This is a genomic window from Mycobacteriales bacterium (genome assembly GCA_040902655.1).
Taxonomy (GTDB): domain Bacteria; phylum Actinomycetota; class Actinomycetes; order Mycobacteriales; family SCTD01; genus SCTD01.
Window position 1 is genome coordinate 215,040 of sequence record JBBDWV010000052.1, and the last position, 23,103, is coordinate 238,142.

Consider the following 23,103-nt stretch of genomic DNA (forward strand, 5'->3'; position numbering starts at 1 on the left):
GAGACTGAGGTGCCACGCTTTCGCGATGCCCCCGTCCACGTGCGCGTTCCCGCCACCAGCGCCAACCTCGGCCCCGGGTTCGACAGCGCCGGGCTCGCGCTGTCTCTGCACGACGACGTCGTGGTGGGCGTGACCCGCGCGGGTCTGGCGGTCGAGGTCACGGGGGAGGGTGCCGATGACCTGCCCCGGGGTGAGCGGCACCTCGTGGTGCGGTCGCTGCGCGCTGCCTTCGAGCGGCTCGGCGGGCAGCCGCCCGGACTGCAGGTGCGTTGCACCAACCGGATCCCGCACGCCCGCGGGCTGGGGTCGTCGTCTGCGGCGATCGTCTCCGCAGTCGTCGCGGCGGGTGCGCTGGTGCTCGACGCCGAGCTCGACGCGCAGGCTCGCCTCGATCTCGCCGACGAGCTGGAGGGGCATCCGGACAACGTCGCGGCCTGCCTGCGTGGGGGGGTGACCTTCGCCTGGACCGAGCCCGGCGGCCCGCGGGTCCTGCGGCTGGATGCGCACGCCGACCTCGCCCCCGTCGCGTTCGTGCCGGCCACCCGCTCCTCCACCAAGCAGGTACGCGGCCTGCTTCCGGCAACGGTGCCGTACGCCGACGCCGTGCTCAACGCCTCCCGCGCAGCACTGCTGCCGCAGGCCCTGACGGCCGACCCGGCGCTGCTGATGGCCGCCACCGAGGACCGGCTGCACCAGGGCTACCGTGCGCCCGCGATGCCCGCCACCGCCGAGCTGGTGAGGTCGCTGCGCGCGGCGGGTGTGCCGGCAGTGGTGAGCGGCGCCGGACCCACGGTGCTGGCGCTCACCACGGTCGCCGGCCGGCGGGCCGTCACGGGACCCCGGGAGGGCTGGACGGTGCTGCCGCTCGCCGTCGAGCCGTGTGGCGCCTACGTCGTCGGGACACGCTGAGGAACGGCCGGCCCGCCCTTGTCCCCTCGCCCTTGTCGCCGTCTTGGTTGTGAAGTCGGGCACGCGTCGTTACTCTGGACGTGCACAGTCGCCCCGGTCCGGGGCCCGTGTTCGCTGCCGGGCAGCGCGACGCCCCTGTCGCAGCCTCTGCCCCGGTCCCTTTCCGCCCGTCGAGGCCCGGCCCCGGCGCCGTTGATCGGGCTGTGCGAGCCGGCCCTGCGGTCCGCATTCTCGACCGCCGGGGCGACGGCCCACGAAGCACCTCGCCGATCGGCGAGGACCACCGGCCGTCTCGACAGCCGGATGCACCCTCTGCCCCCGCCGCGCCCGCGGCCGGGCAGCCCACCGGGAGGACCCTCCTTGACCGACACCACCGACCTGCTCCCGAACGGCGCGGACGCGCCTTCTCCGCAGGCCGATTCCACTCCTGCTCCAGGAGGGACCGCCGCACCGCGCACGCGGCGCCGCGCCGCCAGCGGCGGCCTGGCCGCCATGGTCCTGCCCGAGCTGCAGGCGCTGGCCGGCGAGCTCGGTATCAGCGGCGTCGGGCGACTGCGCAAGAGCCAGTTGATCGAAGCGATCCAGGACAAGCAGGGCGCCGCCCAGCGCACCGAGCCGGTTGCCGCCGATCGCACCGACCCGGCTGCGGCTGCGGGGCGCATCGAGCCGGCTGCGGCTGCCGCGGCGTCCGGCGCGGACGGTGACGCCGCTTCGGACCGTCGCACCGAGACCGACGGCGCCTCCGCCCAGGACGGGCCCCGGGAAAACGAGGGTGAGGGCGAGCAGGCCGAGCGGGTCGACCGCGGTCGCGAGCGCTTCCTCGAGCGGGAGGCGCGCCGTCAGGAGCGGATGGCTGCGGCCGCCGCTGCCGGTGAGGCTCCGGCCGGGTCCGACGCTCCGCCCCGCGACCGCGCCCCCCGGAGTGACCGCACCGACCGCGGTCCGCGCCAGGACGGCCCGCGCCAGGACGGTCCGCGCCAGGACGGCCCGCGCCAGGACGGCCCGCGCCAGGACGGCCTGCGTGAGGACGAGGAGTTCGGCGGTAGGCGTGGCCGCTTCCGCGAGCGCGGGCGCGGGCGTAACCGCAACCGCAGCGGCGAGCGCTTCGGCAACGACCCCGACCCGGTTCTCAGCGACGACGACGTCCTGATCCCGGTCGGCGGCATCCTCGACATCCTCGACAACTACGGCTTCGTGCGGACCACCGGCTACCTCACGGGTCCGAACGACGTCTACGTCTCGCTGCAGCAGGTGCGTCGCCACGGCCTGCGCCGCGGAGACGCCGTGACCGGCGCCGTGCGCCAGCAGCGCGAGGGCGAACGCAGGGACAAGTACAACGCCCTGGTCCGCCTGGACACGGTCAACGGGATGGATCCGGAGGAGGCCAGGAAGCGGCCGGACTTCACCAAGCTCACGCCGCTCTACCCGCAGGACCGCCTGCGGCTCGAGACCGACGCGAGCATCCTGACCACCCGCGTGATCGACCTGGTGATGCCGGTCGGCAAGGGCCAGCGAGCCCTGATCGTCAGCCCACCGAAGGCCGGCAAGACGATGGTGATGCAGGCGATCGCCAACGCCATCACCACGAACAACCCCGAGTGCCACCTCATGGTCGTCCTGGTCGACGAGCGGCCGGAGGAGGTCACCGACATGCAGCGCTCGGTGAAGGGCGAGGTCATCGCCTCGACCTTCGACCGGCCGCCGCAGGACCACATCACCGTGGCGGAGCTGTCCATCGAGCGTGCGAAGCGCCTGGTCGAGCTCGGGCACGACGTGGTCGTCCTGCTCGACTCGATCACCCGGCTGGGGCGCGCCTACAACCTCGGTGCGCCTGCCTCGGGCCGGATCCTCACCGGTGGGGTGGACTCCGCGGCGCTGTACCCGCCGAAGCGTTTCCTCGGGGCCGCCCGCAACATCGAGAACGGCGGCTCACTCACGATCTTCGCCACGGCGCTGGTCGAGACCGGTTCCGCGATGGACACGGTGATCTTCGAGGAGTTCAAGGGGACCGGCAACGCCGAGCTCAAGCTGGACCGACGGCTGGCGGACAAGCGGATCTTCCCGGCCATCGACGTGGACGCCTCCGGCACCCGCAAGGAGGAGATCCTGCTCGCGCCCGAGGAGCTGCGGATCGTCCTGCAGCTGCGCCGGGTCCTGCACGCGCTGGACACCACCGCCAGCCTCGAGCTGCTGCTGGACAAGATGAAGGCCACCCGGACCAACGTCGAGTTCCTCATGCAGATCCAGAAGACGACGGTGAACCCCGACGAGAAGTAGTACCTCCCTTCCACCCGGGGGAGTACGCGCGGGGGGTCGGGCGTTGGACCTCCCGGTGGGCCGTTCTGGCACACTGGTCCCTGCACGAGCACCGGTTCACGCCGTCCGCGGCGACCCGGCGGCTCACCTGACCGAGAGGCACCGCCATGAAGGCCGACATCCACCCGACCTACGTCGAGACGACGGTGACCTGCACCTGCGGGAACACCTTCACGACCAAGAGCACCGAGGCCAGCGGCAAGATCGGCGCGGACGTCTGCGCCCAGTGCCACCCCTTCTACACCGGCAAGCAGAAGATCCTCGACACCGGCGGCCGCGTCGCGAGGTTCGAGCAGCGCTTCGGCAAGCGCTCCAAGTAGCCGTCCGGCGGCGCCCGTCCCCTCAGGGGACGGGCGCCGCTGTCGTGTCGGAGGAAGGACGAGCATGGCCGGTTCGAGCGAACGCGGTGTCGGCACGCCCACCGACAACGCCCTGTCGGAGTACGCCGAGCTCGAGGAGCAGCTGGCCGACCCGTCGGTGCACGCCGACCAGGCGCGCGCCCGCGAGCTCGGGCGGCGCTACGCCGAGCTCGGCCCACTGGTGGCCGCGATCCGCGAGCAGGAGGTCGTGCAGGCCGACCTGCAGGCAGCCCGCGACATGGCTGCCGAGGACACCGAGATGGCCGAGCTGGCCGACGACCTCGCGGAGCAGCTGACCGGGCTCGAGGGCCGCATCAGGGACCTGCTCGTACCCAGGGATCCCGCCGACGCCAAGGACTGTCTGCTCGAGGTCAAGGCCGGCGAGGGCGGCGACGAGAGCGCGCTGTTCGCCGGCGACCTCGTCCGGATGTACACCCGCTACGCCGAGCAGCGCGGCTGGAAGGTCGAGGTCATCAGCGCGACCGAGGGGGAGCTCGGCGGCTTCAAGGACATCCAGCTCGCGGTCAAGAGCCGCGACCCGGCGGATCCCGTCTTCGGCCGGCTGAAGTACGAGGGCGGTGTGCACCGCGTGCAGCGCGTCCCGGTCACCGAGAGCCAGGGCCGCATCCACACCTCCGCCGCCGGCGTCCTGGTGCTGCCCGAGGCCGAGGAGGTCGACGTCACGATCGACCAGAACGACCTGCGCATCGACGTCTACCGCTCGTCCGGACCCGGCGGGCAGAGCGTCAACACCACCGACTCCGCGGTCCGCATCACCCACCTGCCCACCGGCGTGACCGTGGCGATGCAGAACGAGAAGAGCCAACTGCAGAACCGCGAGGCCGGTATGCGCGTGCTGCGCGCCCGGCTGCTGGCGCTGGCCCTCGAGGAGCAGGCGGCCAAGGACAGCGCCGTGCGCGGCGCGCAGATCCGCACCGTGGACCGCAGCGAGAAGGTGCGCACCTACAACTTTCCGGACAACCGGGTGGCCGACCACCGCAGTGGCTACAAGGCCAACAACCTCGTACAGGTGCTGGACGGCGACCTCGACCCCGTCATCGCCTCCTTGGTGGACGCCGACACCGCCGCCAAGCTCGCCGGGCCGGACAGCCCATGACCCGTTTGCGGGCCGCCCTGCAGGCCGCCACGACCCGGCTCCGGCAGGCCGGGGTCGACAGCCCTGAGCACGATGCCCGCGCCCTCGCGGTGCACGTCGTCGGCCTCGCCAAGCCCTCGGACCTGCTCCTGGTCGACGACTTCGACGACCACCAGGCGGCGGCGTACGACGAGCTCGTCGCGCGCCGGGCCGCCCGCGTGCCGCTGCAGCACCTCACCGGCAGCGTGGGCTTTCGCTACATCGAACTCGAGGTCGGGCCCGGTGTCTTCGTGCCGCGGCCGGAGACCGAATCGGTCGTGCAGTTCGCGGTGGACGCGCTGAAGGGCGTCGAGAAGCCGCTCTGCGTCGACCTGTGCACCGGCAGCGGCACCATTGCCTTCGCGCTGGCCAACGAAGTGCCGGGGGCGGTGGTGCATGCCGTGGAGCGTGACGCCGACGCGCTGGCCTGGACGCACCGCAATGCCGCCAACCGGATCAAGGCCGGCGATCCCGCGGTGCAGCTGCACCTCGGCAGCGCCGAGGACGCGCTGCCCGGCTCGGACGGCACCCTCGACCTGGTGATCAGCAACCCGCCGTACGTCGCGACGACGGAGGCGCACCTGCCCGACCCGGAGGTCCTCGACCACGACCCGGGCGTTGCGCTGTGGGCGGGGGAGGACGGCCTCGACGTGATCCGTCTGGTGGAGCAGGCCGCCCGGCGGCTGCTCAAGCCGGGCGGCCTCGTGGTCGTCGAGCACTCCGACCGGCAGGGACGGATCGCACCCGCCCTGTTCGAGCAGGCCGGGGGCTGGTCGGACGTGCAGGACCACAAGGACTACGCCGATCGTGACCGCTACGTCACCGCCCGCTGGGCCGGCACCCGGTGACCGTCCACGACGTGCGGGAGGACCCGGCCCCGGGCGTGGCGCAGGCCGTGGCGGCGCTGCGCCGCGGTGACCTCGCGGTGCTGCCCACCGACACCGTCTACGGGCTGGCCGCCGACGCGTTCTCGCCACCTGCGGTGGACCGACTGCTCGCCGCCAAGGGCCGCGGCCGCGACATGCCGGTGCCGGTCCTGGTCGGCTCCTGGCGTGGTCTGGACGGCCTCGCCGACCAGGTCACGCCGCGCATGCGCCGCCTGGTCGAGGCCTTCTGGCCCGGACCGCTCACCCTCATCGTGCCCGCCGCCGCCTCGCTGGCCTGGGACCTGGGGGAGACCCGCGGCACCGTCGCTGTCCGGATGCCGCTGCACCCGGTCGCGCTCGCCGTACTGGCCGAGACCGGACCACTGGCGGTCAGCAGCGCCAACCGCACCGGCCTGCCGCCCGCGACCGATGCCGCGCAGGCGCAGGAGCAGCTCGGCAGCTCCGTGGCGGTCTACCTGGAGGCCGGCACCAGCGGCGACGGCAAAGCGTCGACGATCGTCGACCTGACCGGATCGCCACCACAGGTGCGCCGGGTCGGCGCTCTGGAGCTCGCCGACCTGCAGGCCCTCCTGCCCGACGTCGAGGGGCCCCGATGAGCGAGGTGTTCCGGATCCTGCACGTCTGCACCGGCAACATCTGCCGGTCGCCGATGGCCGAGCGGCTGACGCGCGCCGGGCTGCAGGAGCGTCTGGGGCCGGCCTCCGGGCGCTTCGTCGTCGACTCGGCCGGCACCTGGGGTCAGGCCGGCGCACCGATGGAGCCGTACGCCCTCTCGACGCTGCAGAGCGTCAGCCTGGACGGCACGGACTTCCGGGCGCGTGAGCTGGTCGCCGAGCACGTCGCCCGGGCCGACCTGGTGCTCGGGGCCACCCGGGAGCACCGTGCGGCCGCCGTCGTCCTGCACCCGCGGGCCGCCGCCCGCAGCTTCACGCTGCGCGAGTTCGACCGGTTGACCGGCGAGGTCGAGCCGGCGCAGCTGACGGCGAGCGACCCGGTCGAGCGGGCCCGCGAGCTGGTCCGCGCCGCGGCCGGACGGCGCGGCCTGGTGCCGCCGGGCTCGCCGCGTGACGACGACCTGGCCGACCCGTACCAGGGACCGGAACACGGCTTCACCGTCTGCGGCGACCTGGTGCGCCGCAGTCTGCAGCGCCCGCTCGACCTCATCGCCGCCGCCGTAGAGTCCAGGTAAGCCCGCCTGTGGACAGGAGCACCGCATGACCTTCTGGGGACCCGACTTCGCCGCCCTCGAGCAGACGGACCCGGAGATCGCCGGGGTCGTGCTGGACGAGCTCACCCGCCTGCGCGGGGGGCTGCAGCTCATCGCCAGCGAGAACTTCACCAGCCCGGCGGTGCTTGCCGCGCTCGGCAGCACGCTGTCGAACAAGTACGCCGAGGGCTATCCCGGCAGGCGCTACTACGGCGGCTGCGAGGTCGTCGACCGCGCCGAGCAGCTCGGCATCGAGCGGGCAAAGCAGCTGTTCGGCGCCGAGCACGCGAACCTGCAGCCGCACTCGGGCGCCAGTGCCAACCTCGCTGTCTACGGCGCGTTCCTGTCGCCCGGCGACAAGGTTCTGGCGATGTCGCTGCCGCACGGCGGCCACCTCACGCACGGCACGAAGGTCAGCTTCTCCGGCAAGTGGTTCCAGGCCGTGCACTACGGGGTCGCCCAGGGCAGCGAGGACATCGACTACGACCAGATGCGCGACCTCGCCCGCGAGCAGCGGCCCAAGCTGATCATCGCCGGCGGCTCCGCGATCCCGCGGCTGATCGACTTTGCCGCCTTCCGCGAGGTGGCCGACGAGGTCGGCGCCGTCTTCATGGTCGACGCCGCCCACTTCATCGGCCTGGTCGCGGGCAAGGCGATCCCGAGCCCGGTGCCGTACGCCGACGTCGTGACGTTCACCACCCACAAGGTGCTCCGCGGCCCGCGCGGTGGAGCGCTGGTCTGCAAGGCCGAACACGCCCCGAAGCTCGACAAGGCGGTCTTCCCGATGATGCAGGGCGGGCCGCTCATGCACGCCGTGGCCGCCAAGGCGGTCAACTTCAAGGAGTGCATGAGCCCGGAGTACTCCACCTACACCCGCCAGGTCATCGCCAACGCCCAGGCGCTCACGCAGTCACTCGCGGCGGAGGGAATGCGCCCGGTCACCGGCGGCACCGACACCCACCTGGCGCTGCTGGACCTGCAGGGGATCGGCGTGTCCGGCAAGGACGCCGAGTCGCGCTGCGACCGCGCCGGCATCGTCCTGAACAAGAACGCCATCCCGTACGACCCGCAGCCCGCCTCCGTCGCCAGCGGCGTGCGCGTGGGGACGCCCAGCGTCACGACCCAGGGGATGACCGAGGCCGACATGAAGGAGATCGGCTCGCTCATCGGCCGAGCCGTGCGCGACGAGGACGGCTCGGCCGCCGGGGACGTCCGGGCCGCCGTGACAGCGCTGGTCCAGGCGCACCCCGCCTACGGTCGTCCCGCCGAGGCCCGTTCCACGAGCGCGTCGGGCGCGACCGACGCCCCGACGCCCGGCTAGCCTGCGCCCCTGTGCGGGAGTACCTGCTCGTCCTGTGCGTCGCCGCGGCCGTCACCTACCTCCTGACGCCGCTCGCGCGCCGCTTCGCGCTCCGCTCCGGCGCCATCGCGCAGCCGCGCGACCGCGATGTGCACGCCATCCCCACGCCGCGCCTGGGCGGCCTGGCGATGTACGCCGGGGTGTGCGCCGGCTTCCTCGTCGCCGGCTCGCTGCCGGCGCTGTCGCGGGTGTTCCGCTACTCCGACGTCGAGGCGGTCGTCATCGCCGGCGGCCTGATCGTGCTGCTCGGGGCGGTCGACGACCGGTGGGGCCTCGACGCCCTCACCAAACTGGCGGGGCAGGTGCTGGCCACCGGCACCATGGTGCTGATCGGGCTGCAGCTCGTCACCCTCACCATCCCCGGCGTCGGCGCGATCTCGCTCGGCCCCGAGAGCGTCGTCCTGACGGTCGCGATCACCCTGCTGACGGTCAACGCCATCAACTTCGTCGACGGCCTCGACGGCCTCGCGGCAGGTGTCGGCGCCATCGCGGCGCTCGCCTTCTTCGCGTTCTCCTACTCCCTGGCCAGCGGCGGCGTCACGGGCGGCGTGGCCCAGGACCGCATCAGCGCGCCGACGCTGATCGCCGTCGTGCTGGCCGGTGCCTGCCTGGGCTTCCTGCCGCACAACTTCAACCCGGCCCGCATCTTCATGGGCGACTCCGGCTCGATGCTCATCGGGCTGATGCTGGCGGCCTCCGTGATCAGCCTGACCGGCCAGGTCAACTACGCCAACCTGCCCGCAACGGCGCAGTTCCCGGTGCTGCTGCCGCTGCTGCTGCCCTTCGCCGTGCTGGCCGTGCCGTTCGTCGACCTGCTGCTCGCCGTCGTCCGACGCACCCGGGCCGGTCGCTCGCCGTTCGCGCCGGACAAGGAGCACCTGCACCACCGGCTGCTGGAGATCGGCCACAGCCACACCCGCGCCGTACTCATCATGTACTTCTGGACGGCGCTGCTGGCCTTCGGCGCGGTGGCCGTCTCGGTCAGCGGAGGCCCGCTGCCCGTCCTGGCTGGGCTGGGTCTGGCCGCCGCTGTCGCCCTCGTCATCTCCAGGGTGCCCAGGCTGCGAGCCGTGGACCCGGGCGAGCGGTGAGCGCGCTCCGCCGCCTGGACGGGCCGCGGGCCGCACCGGTCACCGTCGCCCTCACCGGTGCGCTGTCGGCGCTGGCCGGGGCCCTGTCAGGTGTCGAGGGCGCTGCCGTGGGGGCGCTCGTGGCGGCCGCACTCGTGCTCGTCTTCTTCTGGACCGGCGCGCTGCCGCTACTGCTGGTCGGCGGCGACCTGTCCCTCGCGGGGATCGGCCTGGTCCTGCTGCTCATGACCTACGCGCTGCGGCTGGTCGGACTGCTCGTCGTGCTGAGCGTCGTGGCCCGCTCCGGAGCCGTCGACACCCGCTGGCTCGCGCTCACCCTGATCGCCTGCACGCTGGTCTGGGTCGGCACGCAGGTGGCCCTTGTCGGCCGGTCCCGGGCCACCCTGTAGTCTTCCCTCTGCCATGCCGCCCCCGTCCCCAGACGACGAGTCGAAGGACTTCCGGCGCAAGGGCGAAGCCGATGCGTACGGAGCCCTGGGCCTGGTCATTTCCGGGGTGCTCGTGTGGGGCGGAGCCGGCTACCTGCTGAGCGAGAAGTTCGACAACACGGCATTCGTGCTGGTCGGGCTGCTCCTGGGCATGGGCGCTGGCCTGTACCTCGTGTGGTTTCGCTACGGTAGGCAGCCATGACCGGCTGCCGCTCTGTGCCGGTCCGTACAGGAAGGACGTCGTGAGCAGCACGCTCCTCGCCGCCGAGGGCAACGGCTTCACGCCCCCCGGGCCGAGCATCTTCGAGCCGCCGCCCTTCTTCTCGATCGGCGCCTTCGAGGTCGACAAGCCGATCGTCGTCGTCCTGCTGGCGACGGTGCTGGTGGGAGCGTTCTTCTACGCTGCCTCGCGCCGGGCCGCGGCCGGCGGCGGCATGGTCCCGGGCAAGCTGCAGTACGTCGGCGAGTCCGCATACGGCTTCGTCCGCAACGGCATCGGCATGGAGACGCTCGGCAAGGAGGGGCTGCGCTTCGTGCCCTTCCTCGCGACGCTGTTCTTCTTCATCGCCGTCAACAACCTCTTCGGCATCATCCCGCCGTTCCAGCTCCCCGGCACCTCGAAGATCGCGATCCCGCTGGTGCTCGCGGTCATGGTCTGGGCCGTCTACAACTACCTCGGCATCAAGCGGGCCGGCTTCGTCGGCTACTTCAAGGCGATGATGTTCCCGCCCGGCATCCCCTGGCCGGTCTACATCCTGTTGGCGCCCATCGAGCTGCTGTCGAACTTCGTCGTGCGTCCGGTGACGCTCTGCCTGCGTCTCACGCTCAACATGTTCGCAGGGCACCTGGTGCTCGTGCTGTTCATCCTGGGCGGCGAGTACCTCCTGCTGGAGTACGGCGGCATCGTCGGCGTCCTCGCCGGCTCGGTGTCGATTTTCGCCAGCATCGTCGTCACGTTCTTCGAGGCCTTCATCCAGCTCCTGCAGGCCTATGTGTTCACCTTGCTCGCCGCGCTCTACATCGGCGGCGCGCTGGTGGACGAGCACTAGCTCGACCGCACGCCCCAACTGTCCCGAGCCCCACCCTGAGCACCACCATCGTGAGAGGAACGTCTGTGGAAGGCGAACTGAACGGCAGCCTGAACATGATCGGCTACGGGCTCGCGGCCATCGGCCCCGGCATCGGCATCGGGCTGATCTTCGCTGCGTACATCAGCGGCGTCGCCCGCCAGCCCGAGGCCCGAGGCGTGCTGCAGAGCATCGCCATCCTCGGCTTCGCCCTCGCCGAGGCCCTGGCCATCATCGGCATCGGCCTCGCCTTCGTGCTCTAGCCGTGGCGTCCCTTGTCAGCACCGCCCTCCTCGACGAGGCGGCGGTGCTTGCCATCGAGGCCGGCCAGGAGCCGAATCCTCTCGTCCCGCACGTCTCCGAGCTGATCGTCGGAGCGGTCGCCTTCACGCTGCTGTTGCTGTTCCTGCGGGCCAAGGTCTTCCCGGTCTTCGAGAAGGCCTACGCCGACCGGACGGCCGCCATCGAGGGCGGCCTGGCCGAGGCGAAGCGGGAGCGCGAGGAGGCGGCAGCCCTGCTGGCGCAGTACCGCGAGCAGCTGGCCGAGGCCCGCAACGAGGCCGGCCGGATCCGGACCGAGGCGCAGGCCCAGCGGGCGCAGATCGTCGAGGAGGCACGCGTCGAGGCGCGCACCGAGGCGGCCCGGATCACCGAGGCGGCGACCGCGCAGATCGCCAGCGAGCGCCAGCAGGTCGTGGCCGAGCTGCGCCGCGAGGTCGGCGGCCTGGCCGTGCAGCTGGCCGGGCGCATCGTCGGCGAATCGCTCGAGGACGAGGCGCGTGAGCGGCGCACCGTGGAGCGCTTCCTCGACGGCCTGGAGAGCGCCTCCGCAGGGACGGCGCGCTGATGCAGGGCGCCAGCCGGGATGCACTGAAGAGCGCGCTCACGCGCTTCGAGGAGAGCATCGGCAGCTTGCCCGGCGGTGCCGGCTCGGCGGAGGTCAGCGAGGGGCTCTTCGCCGTCGCCGTCCTGCTGGACCGGGAGCCGTCGCTGCGGCGTGCCTTCACCGACCCCGCCTCGACACCGCGCAGCCGTCAGCAGCTCGTCGACACGCTGCTCGGCGCGCAACTTGCGCCGCTCCCGCTGTCGGTGCTGCGCGACCTGGTCGCCGACCGCTGGAACGCCTCGCAGGACCTGCGCCAGGTCGTCGAGCGGCTCGCGGCCACCGCCGCGCTGACCGCCGCCGAGGGCGAAGGCGTGCTCGACGAGGTCGAGGACGAGCTTTTCCGCTTCGAGCGGCTGCTCGAGCGCGAGCCCGCGCTGCGGGCGGCGCTGACCGACCCCGGCCTGCCGGCGGACCGCAAGAGCGGGCTGCTGCGCGAGCTGCTCGGCGGCAAGGCCCAGCGGACGACGGTGCGGCTGCTCGAGATCGCGGTCACTCGGCCGCGGGCGCAGTCGCTCGAGTCCGCGATCGAGGAGCTGCTCGATCTGGCCGCCGCACGCCGGGCGCGCTACGTCGCCCAGGTGCGCGCGGCCCGGCCGCTGGACGCGGGCCAGCAGGCCCGCCTGGTCTCCTCGCTGACCCGCATCTACGGCCGGGACGTCTCGCTGCAGGTCGACGTCGACCCGACCGTCCTCGGCGGCCTCGAGGTGCGCGTCGGTGACGAGGTCATCGACGGCACCGTGTCGCGCCGACTGCACGACGTCCGCCGCACGCTCGCGGGCTGACCCACATCCGCACACCGCCCCACGCAGACAACGAGAGCAGGGAAAAGAGCATGACGGAGCTCAGCATCCGCCCGGAGGACGTCCGGTCCGCGATCGAGCAGTACGTCACGTCGTACAGCGCCGAGACCACCCGCGAGGAGGTCGGCGTCGTCACGGAGGTCGGTGACGGCATCGCCCGGGTCGAGGGGCTGTACTCCACGATGGCCAACGAGCTGCTCGAATTCGAGGGCGGGGTACTGGGCCTGGCCCTGAACCTCGACACCCGCGAGGTCGGCGCGGTTCTGCTCGGCGACCCGGCCGGTATCGAGGAGGGCCAGCCGGTCCGCCGCACCGGCGACATCCTGTCCGTGCCGGTCGGCGACGGCTTCCTCGGTCGCGTCGTCGACCCGCTCGGCAAGCCGATCGACGGCAAGGGCGAGATCGTCGCCGAGGGTCGGCGCATCCTGGAGCTGCAGGCTCCAACCGTCGTGCAGCGCCAGCCGGTGTCCGAGCCGCTGCAGACCGGCATCAAGGCGGTCGACGCGATGACGGCCATCGGGCGCGGCCAGCGCCAGCTCATCATCGGCGACCGGCAGACCGGCAAGACCGCCGTCGCGATCGACGCGATCATCAACCAGCGCGACAACTGGAAGACCGGCGACCCCAAGAAGCAGGTCAAGTGCATCTACGTCGCCATCGGTCAGAAGGGCTCCACGGTCGCCGAGACCGTCGGTCGCCTGGAGGAGGCCGGCGCGATGGAGTACACCACCGTCGTCGCCGCTCCGGCGTCGCAGCCGGCCGGCTTCAAGTACCTCGCGCCGTACACCGGCTCGAGCATCGGCCAGCACTGGATGTACAACGGCCAGCACGTGCTGATCGTCTTCGACGACCTGTCCAAGCAGGCCGACGCCTACCGCGCCATCTCGCTGCTGCTGCGCCGCCCGCCGGGCCGTGAGGCCTACCCGGGTGACGTCTTCTACCTGCACAGCCGCCTGCTCGAGCGCTGCGCGAAGCTGTCCGACGAGCTCGGCGGCGGCTCGATGACCGGCCTGCCGCTGGTCGAGACCAAGGGCAACGACGTCTCGGCGTTCATCCCGACCAACGTCATCTCGATCACCGACGGGCAGATCTTCCTCGAGACCGACCTGTTCAACTCCGGTGTCCGGCCGGCCATCAACGTCGGCATCTCGGTCTCCCGCGTCGGCGGCTCGGCGCAGCGCAAGGCGATGAAGGCGGTCTCCGGCCGGCTGCGCCTGGACCTCGCGCAGTACCGCGAGCTCGAGGCCTTCGCCGCGTTCGGCTCCGACCTCGACAAGGCCTCCAAGGCCCAGCTCGAGCGTGGCGCCCGGCTGGTCGAGCTGCTCAAGCAGCCGCAGTACTCCCCGTTCCCGGTCGAGCACCAGGTCGCCTCCATCTGGGCCGGTACCAATGGCCACCTCGACGACGTGCCGGTCGCGGACATCCGCCGTTTCGAGACCGAGTTCCTGGACTACATCGGCCGCAGCGCCTCCGCGATCTACGACGCGATCGTGCAGACCGGCAAGCTCGAGGACGACACGATCGGCCAGCTCGAGCGGGCGGTGGCGGACTTCAAGAAGCAGTTCACCACCGGTGAGGGCAAGAGTCTGGTGAACGAGGCGCCCGAGGAGGCCATGGACGCCGAGGACCGTGGCCAGGAGACGATCACCAAGTACAAGAGCCGCTGACCGATGGGTGCCCAGCTCCGCGTCTACCGCCGCCGCATCCGGTCGGTGAAGTCGACGAAGAAGATCACCCGCGCGATGGAGCTCATCGCGGCATCCCGCATCGTCAAGGCGCAGGCCCGGGTCAACGCGGCCAAGCCCTACTCCCGGCAGATCACCCGCGTCATCTCCGCGCTCGCCTCGCAGACGGCCACCCTCGACCATCCGCTGCTGCAGGAGCAGACGGACGAGAAGCGGGCTGCCGTGCTGGTCATCACCAGCGACCGCGGCCTGGCCGGCGGTTACAACGCCAACGCGCTCAAGACCGCCGCCCAGCTCGAGGAGCTGCTGCGCAACGAGAGCAAGGAGCCGGCCTCCTTCCTCGTCGGCCGCAAGGCGGTGGGCTTCTACAAGTTCCGCAACCGGCATATCGAGCAGTCCTGGACCGGCTTCTCGGAACAGCCGACCTACGAGGACGCCCGCGAGGTGGCCGACGCGCTCATCGATTCCTTTCTGCGTACCGAGGAGGAGGGGGGCACCGGCGAGATCCACGTCGTGCACACCGAGTACGTCTCGGCGCTGACCCAGCGGGCGGTGGCGAACCGGATCCTGCCACTGGTGGTCGAGGAGTCCGACGAGGCGCCGCCGGAGGACTTCGTGCTCCCGCTGTACGAGTTCGAGCCCGACCCCGCAGCCCTGCTCGACACGCTGCTGCCGCGCTACGTGCAGACCCGCGTCTACGCGGCCATGCTGGAGTCCGCGGCATCGGAGTCGGCCTCCCGGCGCCGCGCGATGAAGGCCGCGACCGACAACGCGGACGAGCTCATCAAGTCGCTCACCCGAGCGGCGAACTCGGCCCGGCAGGCCGAGATCACCCAGGAGATCAGCGAGATCGTCGGCGGCGCCACCGCGCTCGAAGACGCCTGACCCTGCTCCCACCCGCCACGCCCGCACCAGACCCGAGCCAGGAAGAGGAAACGTCATGACCCTCACCGCCGACAGCCCCGCTGCCGCCCCCGAGGCCGGCGGCACCGGCCGGGTCGCTCGCGTCATCGGCCCCGTCGTCGACGTCGAGTTCCCGCCCGACGCGATGCCGGCCATCTACAACGCGCTCGAGGTCGACCGCACGATGGGCGAGACGACGTCGACGCTGACGCTCGAGGTCGCGCAGCACATCGGCGACAACCTCGTCCGCGCGATCGCGATGCAGCCGACCGACGGCCTCGTGCGCGGCGCCGACGTCACCGACACCGGTTCGCCGATCATGGTCCCGGTCGGTGACGCGACCAAGGGGCACGTCTTCAACGCCCTCGGGCAGCCGCTGGACGTCGAGAGCGTCGACGCCGACACCTACTGGCCGATCCACCGGCCCTCGCCGGCCTTCGACCAGCTGGAGAGCAAGACCGAGATCTTCCCGACCGGCATCAAGGTCATCGACCTGCTCGCGCCCTACGTCGCCGGTGGCAAGATCGGCCTGTTCGGTGGTGCCGGCGTCGGCAAGACCGTGCTCATCCAGGAGATGATCTACCGCGTCGCCAAGGAGTTCTCCGGCGTCTCGGTGTTCGCCGGCGTCGGCGAGCGCACCCGCGAGGGCAACGACCTGTTCGGGGAGATGACCGAGTCCGGCGTCATCGCCGACACCGCGCTGGTCTTCGGTCAGATGGACGAGCCGCCGGGCACCCGGCTGCGCGTCGCGCTGTCCGCACTGACGATGGCGGAGTACTTCCGCGACGTGCAGAAGCAGGACGTGCTGCTGTTCATCGACAACATCTTCCGCTTCACCCAGGCCGGCTCCGAGGTGTCCACCCTGCTCGGCCGGATGCCCAGCGCCGTCGGCTACCAGCCGACGCTGGCCGACGAGATGGGCGTGCTCCAGGAGCGGATCACCTCCACGCGTGGACACTCGATCACCTCGCTGCAGGCGATCTACGTGCCGGCCGACGACATCACCGACCCGGCGCCGCATACCACCTTCACCCACCTGGACGCCACGACGGTGCTCTCGCGCGCCATCTCCGAGCTCGGCATCTACCCGGCCGTCGACCCGCTGGACTCGACCAGCCGGATCCTGGACCCGCGGTTCGTCGGTGAAGAGCACTACAGCGTCGCCCGTGAGGTGCAGCGCATCCTGCAGCGTTACAAGGACCTGCAGGACATCATCGCCATCCTCGGCATCGACGAGCTCGCCGAGGAGGACAAGGTCCTGGTCAACCGGGCCCGCCGGATCCAGCGCTTCCTGTCGCAGCCGTTCTTCGTCGCGGAGGCCTTCACCGGCCAGCCCGGCAAGTTCGTCCCGATCGAGGAGACCATCGCCTCGTTCAAGAAGTTGACCGAGGGCGAGTACGACCACATCCCCGAGCAGGCGTTCTTCCTGTGCGGCGGCATCGAGGACGTCGAGGAGAAGGCCAAGGCGCTCGGCTCGTAGACCCGGCCCCATACGTACGAGAAGGAGTGAAAGTGGCGGAGCTGCACGTCGAGCTGGTCTCGGTCGAGCGTGAGGTGTGGAGCGGCGAGGCGACCCAGGTGACCGCGCGTACCACCGAGGGTGAGATCGGCGTGCTGCCCGGTCACGCGCCCCTGCTCGGCCAGCTCGCCGAGGGTGCCGTGGTCACCGTCTACCAGCCCGACGGCGCGCAGCTGTTCGCCGCGGTCCACGGAGGCTTTCTCTCGGTGACCGACGAGGGCGTCACGATCCTGGCCGAGGTGGCGGAGCTGGCGCAGGACATCGACGCGGGCCGGGCCCGGGCCGCGCTGGACCGGGCGCGCGGTGAGCAGGATGTCGCGGCGCAGCGCCGGGCCGAGAGCCGCCTGCGTGCTGCCGGGCAGCCGGCGTAGTCCCACGGACGCAGAGCCCGACGGCCGCTACCCGGCGTGAGCGCAGCACAGGTCCTGCTCTCGCTGGCCGTCCTCGTCGTGCTCGTCGTGGGCGCCGGCCTGCTGCGCCGCGTCGGCCTGCAGCGCGCCGGCGGCACGATCGAGCTGTCACTGCGGCTGAAGGCGCCCGGCCACGGCCGCGGCTGGGTCAACGGCGTCGGGCGGTTCGTCGACGACGAGCTGCTCTGGTACCGCGTGTTCAGCCTGGCGCCGCGGCCCCGGCGGCGCTACTCGCGGCGCAGCCTGCAGGTCGTGCGGCGGCGCGAGCCGTCGGGCGGCGAGCACCGGGCGCTGCTGCAGGGCGCCGCGGTGCTCGAGTGCCAGGTGCAGGGGCAGCCGGTCGAGCTGGCGATGAGCTGCGCCGCCGTCACCGGCTTCCTGGCCTGGCTGGAGGCCCGGCCGCCCGGCGCCACGCTGCCGGTCTAGCGCTCGGCCCGGCCGGCGTACTCCGCTCCCACTCTGGTGATCCACGCGAACTTTCAGGTGGTTCTGAACGCGCGAACCACCTGCAACTCCGCGTGGATCAGCGCGACGTTCGCCGGTGGGCGGTCCCGGTGCGGCGCGGCCCTACCCGGTCCGGCCGGCGCCGCGGACCCACTTCACATCGTCGCCGCCGTTGGCGACCCGCGACAGGATGAACAGCAGGTCGGACAGCCGGTTGAGGTAGAGCACCGGCTCCTGATGGGTCGCCTGCGGCTCGGCCTCGAGCAGCGCCCAGGTCCGGCGCTCGGCCCGCCGTACGACCGTCAGCGCGACCTGAAGCAGCGCCGAGCCGCTCGTGCCGCCGGGCAGGATGAAGCTGTCCAGCTTCGGCAGGTCGGCGTTGTAGCGGTCGCAGGCCTGCTCCAGGCGCTCGGTGTAGTCAGCGGTCACCCGGATCGGCGTCCACTGCGGGTCCGGCACCACGGGCGTGCAGAGGTCGGCGCCGACGTCGAACAGGTCGTTCTGCACCTGGCGCAGCAGCGCCCGCAGCTCTTCGGACAGCTCGCCCAGCGCGAGCGCGACGCCGAGCGCGGCGTTGGCCTCGTTCACGTCGGCGAAGGCCTCGATGCGCGGGTCGGTCTTGCTCACCCGGCTCATGTCGCCGAGCGCGGTCGTCCCGTCGTCGCCGGTCTTGGTGTAGATGCGGGTGAGGTGAACGGCCATGAGCCGCAGCCTAACGGGGCCGCACCGGCTCGGGCTCCGCAAAGGAGCACGCAGCACCGCCTTCGGCAGCGCCTCCCTAGACTGACCGGATGGAGCGGTTCCTCGTCATGGGCGGTGCCCGACTCGCGGGCGAGGTCTCCGTCACCGGCGCCAAGAACAGCGTGCTGAAACTGATGGCGGCCGCGCTGCTGGCCGAGGGCCGGACGACGCTGACCAACGTCCCGAACATTCTGGACGTGCCGGTCATGTCGCAGCTGGTCGGGCGGCTGGGCTGCTCGGTCGACGTCGCAGCCGGGCGTGTCGCCATTGATGTCCCGGCCCGGCTCGGGCACGAGGCCGACTACGACCTGGTACGCCGGATCCGCGGCTCGATCGCGGTGCTCGGCCCGCTGGTGGCCCGCTGTGGCGAGGCCAAGGTGGCGCTGCCGGGCGGCGACGCGATCGGCAGCCGGCCGCTCGACATGCACATGGCCGGTCTGGTCAAGCTGGGGGCCGAGGTAGAGATCGAGCACGGCTACGTCGTCGCCCGCGCCGCCCGGCTGCGCGGTGCCTCGGTCTGGCTGGACTTCCCCAGCGTCGGGGCAACCGAGAATCTCCTGATGGCATCGGTGCTGGCCAAGGGCACGACGGTCATCGACAACGCCGCGCGGGAGCCCGAGATCGTCGATCTGTGCCGGATGCTGCAGGCGATGGGCGCACAGGTCGGCGGCGTGGGCAGCAGCACGCTGGAGATCGAGGGTGTCGAGGGGCTGCGGCCGGTCGAGCACGAGACCGTGGCCGACCGCATCGTGGCGTGCAGTTGGGCGATCGGGGCGGTGATGACCCGGGGGGAGGTGTTCGTGCGTGGCGGGCGGCCCGAGCACCTCGAGGTCCCACTGGACAAGTTGGTCGACGCCGGCGCCGTGGTCGAGCCGGAACCGGGCGGCTTCCGGGTGACGATGACCGAGCGGCCGCGGGCCGTGGACCTGGTGACGTTGCCCTATCCGGGGCTGCCCACCGATCTGCAGCCGATGCTGCTGGCGCTCGACGCGATCGCCGAGGGCACCGCGATGATCACTGAGAACGTCTTCGAGTCGCGCTGGATGTACGTCGACGAGCTGCGCCGGCTGGGGGCAGACGTCCGCACGGAGGGCCATCATGCGGTGGTGCGCGGCAAGCAGCAGCTGTCCGGTGCCCCCGTCACGGCGCACGACATCCGGGCCGGTGTCGGGCTGGTCCTGGCCGGGCTGGTCGCGGACGGCATGACCGAGGTGGGGGAGGTGCAGCACATCGACCGCGGCTACGAGGGGTTCGTCGAGAAGCTGGTCGCGCTCGGTGCCGACGTGCGTCGAGAGGTCGTTCCCGACCAGCCCTGGCTGGGCTACTAGGGGACCGGCTCAGCTGGCCACCAGTTCCCGGGCGCGCAGCACGTCCGTGCGGAAGACCAGGACGTCAGCGCCGTCGGCGTCGGCCGCGACCGTGCACCGGATGCCCGCCTCGCGCAGGACCGCGCGCAGCATCTCGGCGTCGTCGGCCGTACGGACCGTCGCCACCGGCACAAGCAGTCCGTAGTCGCCGCCCCGTGCGGCAGGGGGCGCCGCCGCGCGGCGGGCGTTGCGCCGGTCGCGGTCCGCCGTCGAGAAGACCCACCGGCACAGGAGCAGGATCACGGCCAGCGCCCCGGCCGCGACGAGCGGGGCGACCAGGTGGTGGTAGCTCGACACGATCACGGTGACTCCTCCGGCGCGGGCGTGGCCCCAGTGTGCACCGATCCCCGCGCCGCTGCCGGGACAGCGCTCGCGGGCGGTCCAGAACGCGGCCTGCATTGCCGATCGTCTGTTCATGGACGGGTACTGGGCGCCGGTTGCCGTCGGTGCGGTGGCCGCGCCGAGGCGCCGCCCCAGGTCGAGGCTCGTCGTGCTGCTGTGCCTGCTCACGCTGACGGTGGCCGTTGGCGCCGTCGCCAGCCACCGCGCTGCCGCCTCAGGCGACGGCACCGTGATCACGGTCGAGCAGCCGGCGTCCGCCGCGGCCGGCTGGGGGCCCACCTACGTCGACGAGCGCGGCCGGCCGGCGCGCTGGGACCCGTGCAGGCCGATCGGCTTCGTCGTCCAGGCCGGCTGGATCCCCGACGCCGGCCGTCGGGATCTCGCCGAGGCGCTGCGCCGGCTGTCGGCCGCCAGCGGACTGCGTTTCGTCGACGAGGGCGAGACCGACGAGTTGCCCTCCCGTGCACGGGCAGCCTTCCAGCCCGAACGCTACGGCGAGCGCTGGGCGCCGCTGCTGATCGGCTGGGTGCCCCCGGACTCGACCGACCTGGCGATCGGCGACGGCACCCAGGGCGTCGCCGTCGCGGTTGCCGTGCCGAACCGGGACGGGCCGTCCCTCGTCACCGGCCAGGTGGTGCTGGACGCCACCCGCCGGTTGGCCTCGGGCTTCGGCGCCGGCACCACCGACGGCGAGGTGCTGCTGCACGAGCTCACGCACGCCGTCGGTCTCGGCCACGTCCTCGACCCGACGCAGGTGATGTACCCGCAGACCACGAACAGCGAGTCGCAGTTCGGCGCCGGCGACCGGGCCGGCCTGGCCGCGCTCGGGGCGCCGGCCGGCTGCCACCCCGCCCCGCGCGCCCGGCCGCTGCGGATGGAGCCGTGGGCGCCTCCGGCCTGCCACCTGCCGCCCCGCACCCGCCGATGATCTTCTGCCGTCTGGATCGGCAGGCAACGCGCCGGCGTGTCGGCTGCGGATCCAGTCTGGAGAAGATCACCGGGCCGGGCGGCCGGGCGGGCCGGGCGGGCCGGGCGGGCCGGGCAGCTCGGCGGCTGACCCGCGGGCGCCTCCGACCTGCCACCTGCCGCCCCGCACCCGCGGGCGGCCCGGGCGAGGCTCGCGGGCCCCGCCGTACGCTGGATCCATGACGGAGCAGGTGCAGTCGATCGGTTCTGAAGTGCCGGGCGTCCCCGCGGAAACGCCGCGCCCGACGCGGGACAAGCCCTGGGTGATGCGCACCTACGCGGGCCACTCGACGCCCAAGGACAGCAACGCCCTCTACCGGCGCAACCTCGAAAAGGGGCAGACCGGCCTGTCGGTGGCCTTCGACCTGCCGACGCAGACCGGCTACGACCCCGACGACGAGCTGGCCCGCGGCGAGGTCGGCAAGGTCGGCGTGCCGGTGACGCACCTGGGCGACATGCGGGCGCTGTTCGACGCAATCCCGCTCGACACGATGAACACCTCGATGACCATCAACGCCACCGCCATGTGGCTGCTCGCGCTCTACCAGGCGGTCGCGGAGGAGCAGGGCGCTGACGCCCAGCAACTCGCCGGCACCACGCAGAACGACATCATCAAGGAATACCTCTCGCGTGGGACCTACGTCTTCCCGCCCGGCCCGTCGCTGCGGCTGATCACCGACATGGTGGCCTACACGGTCACCGAGATCCCCAAGTGGAACCCGATCAACATCTGCAGCTACCACCTGCAGGAGGCCGGCGCCACGCCGGTGCAGGAGATCTCGTACGCGTTGTGCACCGCGATCGCCGTCCTCGACGCGGTTCAGGCCGCGGGGCAGGTGCCCGAGGAGCGCTTCGGCGAGGTCTGCGCCCGCATCTCCTTCTTCGTCAACGCCGGCGTGCGTTTCGTGGAGGAGCTGTGCAAGATGCGGGCCTTCACGCAGCTCTGGGACGAGCTGCTGCTCGAGCGCTACGGCGTGCAGGACCCCAAACACCGGCGCTTCCGCTACGGCGTGCAGGTCAACTCGCTCGGCCTGACCGAGGCGCAGCCGGAGAACAACGTGCAGCGCATCGTGCTCGAGATGCTCGGCGTGACGCTGTCCAAGGACGCCCGCGCCCGCGCCGTGCAGCTGCCCGCGTGGAACGAGGCGCTCGGCCTGCCGCGGCCGTGGGACCAGCAGTGGTCGTTGCGTTTCCAGCAGGTGCTCGCCTTCGAGACCGACCTGCTGGAGTACGACGACCTGTTCACCGGCTCGGTGGTCGTCGAGGGCAAGGTGGCCTCGCTGAAGCAACAGGTGCGCGACGAGATCGACCGGGTGCAGGCGATGGGCGGAGCGGTCGCGGCCGTCGAGTCCGGCTACATGAAGAGCGCGCTGGTCTCCTCGCACGCGGAGCGACGGCGCCGGATCGAGGCCGGCGAGGACGTCGTGGTGGGGGTCAATCGGTTCACCTCCACCGAGCCGAACCCGCTCACGGCCGACATCGACAAGGCCATCCTCACGGTCGACCCGGAGGTCGAGCAGCAGGCGATCGAGGCGGTGCGCGCCTGGCGCGCGCAGCGCGACGCGGCGGCCGTCGACGAGGCGCTGCGCGGGCTGCGTGATGCTGCCAAGACGGAGAACAACCTGATGACCGCCACCGTCGCCTGCGCCAGGGCCGGCGTCACGACGGGGGAGTGGGCCGGCGCGCTGCGCGAGGTGTTCGGCGAGTACCGCGCGCCGACTGGCGTCTCCGGCGCCGTCGCCGCAGGATCAGGGACAGCCGGCAGCGCGATCGCGGCCGTGCGCGAGGCGGTCCGGCAGACCGGTGAGGAGATGGGCGTCCGGCTGCGCTTCCTCGTCGGCAAGCCCGGCCTCGACGGCCACTCCAACGGCGCGGAGCAGATCGCCGTACGCGCCCGCGACTGCGGCTTCGAGGTCGTCTACCAGGGCATCCGGCTGACCGCAGGGCAGATCGTGGCGGCCGCCGTCGAGGAGGACGTGCACGTGATCGGGCTGTCGATCCTGTCCGGCTCGCACATGGACGCGGTCCCGGCAGTGCTCGCCGGCCTGCGCGAGGCCGGCGTCGGCGACGTGCCGGTGGTCGTCGGCGGCATCATCCCGGACGGTGACGCGCGGCGGCTGAAGGAGCAGGGCGTCGCGGCGGTCTACACCCCCAAGGACTTCGAGCTGACCGACATCCTGCGTTCGGTGGTGGAGGTCGTCCGCGCCGCGAACGGGCTGGCGTCACTGCAGGACTGACCTGCGACCGCGGCTGACCCGTCACCGCTGACCCGTCACCGCTG

The 23,103-nt window shown here is 72.0% G+C and carries 25 protein-coding genes; 23 read left to right on the forward strand and 2 right to left on the reverse strand.

The genetic code is table 11. The features are described from left to right. Positions 1 to 9 precede the first annotated feature (9 nt). From thrB to WD794_15645, 20 genes are all read left to right on the forward strand, one after another. Positions 10 to 909 carry a homoserine kinase gene (gene thrB, locus WD794_15550; GenBank protein ID MEX2291725.1) on the forward strand — a complete coding sequence of 300 codons (900 nt, stop codon included), beginning with the start codon at positions 10 to 12 and terminating at the stop codon, positions 907 to 909. A gap of 492 nt (positions 910 to 1,401) precedes the next feature. Further along, the gene (gene rho / locus WD794_15555) at positions 1,402 to 3,186 is read left to right on the forward strand and encodes a transcription termination factor Rho (protein ID MEX2291726.1); all 1,785 of its coding nucleotides are present in this window, start codon (positions 1,402 to 1,404) and stop codon (positions 3,184 to 3,186) included. A 146-nt stretch (positions 3,187 to 3,332) separates the two neighbouring features. Next, positions 3,333 to 3,545 (forward strand): 50S ribosomal protein L31, encoded by a 213-nt coding sequence (gene rpmE, locus WD794_15560; protein MEX2291727.1) that lies wholly within the window; start codon positions 3,333 to 3,335, stop codon positions 3,543 to 3,545. A gap of 64 nt (positions 3,546 to 3,609) precedes the next feature. Further along, positions 3,610 to 4,701, forward strand: a complete 1,092-nt coding sequence (gene prfA, locus WD794_15565) for a peptide chain release factor 1 (GenBank protein MEX2291728.1) — start codon at positions 3,610 to 3,612, stop codon at positions 4,699 to 4,701. After that, positions 4,698 to 5,567: a peptide chain release factor N(5)-glutamine methyltransferase gene (gene prmC, locus WD794_15570; GenBank protein ID MEX2291729.1), complete on the forward strand. Its 870-nt coding sequence runs from the start codon at positions 4,698 to 4,700 to the stop codon at positions 5,565 to 5,567. The genes prfA and prmC overlap by 4 nt, the downstream gene beginning before the upstream one ends. Further along, the gene (locus tag WD794_15575) at positions 5,564 to 6,202 is read left to right on the forward strand and encodes an L-threonylcarbamoyladenylate synthase (protein ID MEX2291730.1); all 639 of its coding nucleotides are present in this window, start codon (positions 5,564 to 5,566) and stop codon (positions 6,200 to 6,202) included. The genes prmC and WD794_15575 overlap by 4 nt, the downstream gene beginning before the upstream one ends. Next, positions 6,199 to 6,795, forward strand: a complete 597-nt coding sequence (locus tag WD794_15580) for a low molecular weight phosphatase family protein (protein MEX2291731.1) — start codon at positions 6,199 to 6,201, stop codon at positions 6,793 to 6,795. Before WD794_15575 ends, WD794_15580 begins: the two co-directional genes overlap by 4 nt. 25 nt (positions 6,796 to 6,820) lie before the next feature. Then, on the forward strand, positions 6,821 to 8,134 hold the full coding sequence (gene glyA / locus WD794_15585) for a serine hydroxymethyltransferase (GenBank protein ID MEX2291732.1): 1,314 nt from the start codon (positions 6,821 to 6,823) through the stop codon (positions 8,132 to 8,134). Between the two features lie 11 nt (positions 8,135 to 8,145). Then, the gene (locus tag WD794_15590; GenBank protein ID MEX2291733.1) at positions 8,146 to 9,264 is read left to right on the forward strand and encodes an MraY family glycosyltransferase; all 1,119 of its coding nucleotides are present in this window, start codon (positions 8,146 to 8,148) and stop codon (positions 9,262 to 9,264) included. After that, a complete protein-coding gene (locus tag WD794_15595) occupies positions 9,261 to 9,653 on the forward strand; it encodes a hypothetical protein (GenBank protein MEX2291734.1) in 393 nt (130 codons plus the stop codon). Before WD794_15590 ends, WD794_15595 begins: the two co-directional genes overlap by 4 nt. A 13-nt stretch (positions 9,654 to 9,666) precedes the next feature. Further along, on the forward strand, positions 9,667 to 9,894 hold the full coding sequence (locus WD794_15600) for a hypothetical protein (protein ID MEX2291735.1): 228 nt from the start codon (positions 9,667 to 9,669) through the stop codon (positions 9,892 to 9,894). Positions 9,895 to 9,934: 40 nt separating this feature from the next. Then, positions 9,935 to 10,741, forward strand: coding sequence for a F0F1 ATP synthase subunit A (atpB, locus tag WD794_15605; GenBank protein MEX2291736.1), 807 nt, complete (start codon positions 9,935 to 9,937; stop codon positions 10,739 to 10,741). A gap of 95 nt (positions 10,742 to 10,836) precedes the next feature. Then, positions 10,837 to 11,022 (forward strand): ATP synthase F0 subunit C, encoded by a 186-nt coding sequence (gene atpE, locus WD794_15610; protein MEX2291737.1) that lies wholly within the window; start codon positions 10,837 to 10,839, stop codon positions 11,020 to 11,022. Between the two features lie 2 nt (positions 11,023 to 11,024). Beyond that, positions 11,025 to 11,606 carry a F0F1 ATP synthase subunit B gene (locus WD794_15615; GenBank protein MEX2291738.1) on the forward strand — a complete coding sequence of 194 codons (582 nt, stop codon included), beginning with the start codon at positions 11,025 to 11,027 and terminating at the stop codon, positions 11,604 to 11,606. Further along, the gene (locus WD794_15620) at positions 11,606 to 12,427 is read left to right on the forward strand and encodes a F0F1 ATP synthase subunit delta (protein ID MEX2291739.1); all 822 of its coding nucleotides are present in this window, start codon (positions 11,606 to 11,608) and stop codon (positions 12,425 to 12,427) included. Before WD794_15615 ends, WD794_15620 begins: the two co-directional genes overlap by 1 nt. 50 nt (positions 12,428 to 12,477) lie before the next feature. Next, positions 12,478 to 14,112, forward strand: coding sequence for a F0F1 ATP synthase subunit alpha (gene atpA / locus WD794_15625; GenBank protein MEX2291740.1), 1,635 nt, complete (start codon positions 12,478 to 12,480; stop codon positions 14,110 to 14,112). 3 nt (positions 14,113 to 14,115) lie between these two features. After that, a complete protein-coding gene (locus WD794_15630) occupies positions 14,116 to 15,015 on the forward strand; it encodes a F0F1 ATP synthase subunit gamma (protein MEX2291741.1) in 900 nt (299 codons plus the stop codon). Positions 15,016 to 15,070: 55 nt separating this feature from the next. After that, positions 15,071 to 16,513, forward strand: a complete 1,443-nt coding sequence (atpD, locus tag WD794_15635; GenBank protein MEX2291742.1) for a F0F1 ATP synthase subunit beta — start codon at positions 15,071 to 15,073, stop codon at positions 16,511 to 16,513. Between the two features lie 32 nt (positions 16,514 to 16,545). Continuing rightward, positions 16,546 to 16,923, forward strand: coding sequence for a F0F1 ATP synthase subunit epsilon (locus WD794_15640; GenBank protein MEX2291743.1), 378 nt, complete (start codon positions 16,546 to 16,548; stop codon positions 16,921 to 16,923). A gap of 36 nt (positions 16,924 to 16,959) precedes the next feature. Next, a complete protein-coding gene (locus WD794_15645) occupies positions 16,960 to 17,388 on the forward strand; it encodes a DUF2550 domain-containing protein (GenBank protein ID MEX2291744.1) in 429 nt (142 codons plus the stop codon). A gap of 141 nt (positions 17,389 to 17,529) precedes the next feature. Here the strand turns inward: WD794_15645 and WD794_15650 are convergent, their stop codons facing one another. Further along, positions 17,530 to 18,108, reverse strand: a complete 579-nt coding sequence (locus WD794_15650; GenBank protein MEX2291745.1) for a cob(I)yrinic acid a,c-diamide adenosyltransferase — start codon at positions 18,106 to 18,108, stop codon at positions 17,530 to 17,532. Between the two features lie 89 nt (positions 18,109 to 18,197). On the opposite strand from WD794_15650, the gene murA reads away from it, so the two are divergent. Further along, a complete protein-coding gene (murA, locus tag WD794_15655) occupies positions 18,198 to 19,475 on the forward strand; it encodes a UDP-N-acetylglucosamine 1-carboxyvinyltransferase (protein MEX2291746.1) in 1,278 nt (425 codons plus the stop codon). Positions 19,476 to 19,484: 9 nt separating this feature from the next. Here the strand turns inward: murA and WD794_15660 are convergent, their stop codons facing one another. Beyond that, positions 19,485 to 19,817: a hypothetical protein gene (locus tag WD794_15660; protein ID MEX2291747.1), complete on the reverse strand. Its 333-nt coding sequence runs from the start codon at positions 19,815 to 19,817 to the stop codon at positions 19,485 to 19,487. Positions 19,818 to 19,929: 112 nt separating this feature from the next. Here WD794_15660 and WD794_15665 point away from each other — a divergent pair, with 112 nt between their 5' ends. Both WD794_15665 and WD794_15670 read left to right on the forward strand, forming a co-directional pair. Next, positions 19,930 to 20,784, forward strand: coding sequence for a matrixin family metalloprotease (locus WD794_15665; GenBank protein MEX2291748.1), 855 nt, complete (start codon positions 19,930 to 19,932; stop codon positions 20,782 to 20,784). Positions 20,785 to 21,001: 217 nt separating this feature from the next. Continuing rightward, the gene (locus WD794_15670) at positions 21,002 to 23,059 is read left to right on the forward strand and encodes a methylmalonyl-CoA mutase family protein (GenBank protein MEX2291749.1); all 2,058 of its coding nucleotides are present in this window, start codon (positions 21,002 to 21,004) and stop codon (positions 23,057 to 23,059) included. Positions 23,060 to 23,103: the final 44 nt, after the last annotated feature.

Excerpts from the sequence above, each read along its gene's own strand:
- WD794_15630 (MEX2291741.1), top strand. The coding sequence starts at position 14,116 with ATGGGTGCCCAGCTCCGCGTCTACCGCCGCCGCATCCGGTCGGTGAAG.
- WD794_15620 (MEX2291739.1), top strand. The coding sequence starts at position 11,606 with ATGCAGGGCGCCAGCCGGGATGCACTGAAGAGCGCGCTCACGCGCTTC.
- atpE (MEX2291737.1), top strand. The coding sequence starts at position 10,837 with ATGATCGGCTACGGGCTCGCGGCCATCGGCCCCGGCATCGGCATCGGG.
- WD794_15665 (MEX2291748.1), top strand. The coding sequence starts at position 19,930 with ATGGACGGGTACTGGGCGCCGGTTGCCGTCGGTGCGGTGGCCGCGCCG.
- atpD (MEX2291742.1), top strand. The coding sequence starts at position 15,071 with ATGACCCTCACCGCCGACAGCCCCGCTGCCGCCCCCGAGGCCGGCGGC.
- rpmE (MEX2291727.1), top strand. The coding sequence starts at position 3,333 with ATGAAGGCCGACATCCACCCGACCTACGTCGAGACGACGGTGACCTGC.
- murA (MEX2291746.1), top strand. The coding sequence starts at position 18,198 with ATGGAGCGGTTCCTCGTCATGGGCGGTGCCCGACTCGCGGGCGAGGTC.
- prmC (MEX2291729.1), top strand. The coding sequence starts at position 4,698 with ATGACCCGTTTGCGGGCCGCCCTGCAGGCCGCCACGACCCGGCTCCGG.
- glyA (MEX2291732.1), top strand. The coding sequence starts at position 6,821 with ATGACCTTCTGGGGACCCGACTTCGCCGCCCTCGAGCAGACGGACCCG.
- WD794_15600 (MEX2291735.1), top strand. The coding sequence starts at position 9,667 with ATGCCGCCCCCGTCCCCAGACGACGAGTCGAAGGACTTCCGGCGCAAG.
- WD794_15650 (MEX2291745.1), bottom strand. The coding sequence starts at position 18,108 with ATGGCCGTTCACCTCACCCGCATCTACACCAAGACCGGCGACGACGGG.
- WD794_15670 (MEX2291749.1), top strand. The coding sequence starts at position 21,002 with ATGACGGAGCAGGTGCAGTCGATCGGTTCTGAAGTGCCGGGCGTCCCC.
- WD794_15580 (MEX2291731.1), top strand. The coding sequence starts at position 6,199 with ATGAGCGAGGTGTTCCGGATCCTGCACGTCTGCACCGGCAACATCTGC.
- prfA (MEX2291728.1), top strand. The coding sequence starts at position 3,610 with ATGGCCGGTTCGAGCGAACGCGGTGTCGGCACGCCCACCGACAACGCC.
- rho (MEX2291726.1), top strand. The coding sequence starts at position 1,402 with ATGGTCCTGCCCGAGCTGCAGGCGCTGGCCGGCGAGCTCGGTATCAGC.
- atpA (MEX2291740.1), top strand. The coding sequence starts at position 12,478 with ATGACGGAGCTCAGCATCCGCCCGGAGGACGTCCGGTCCGCGATCGAG.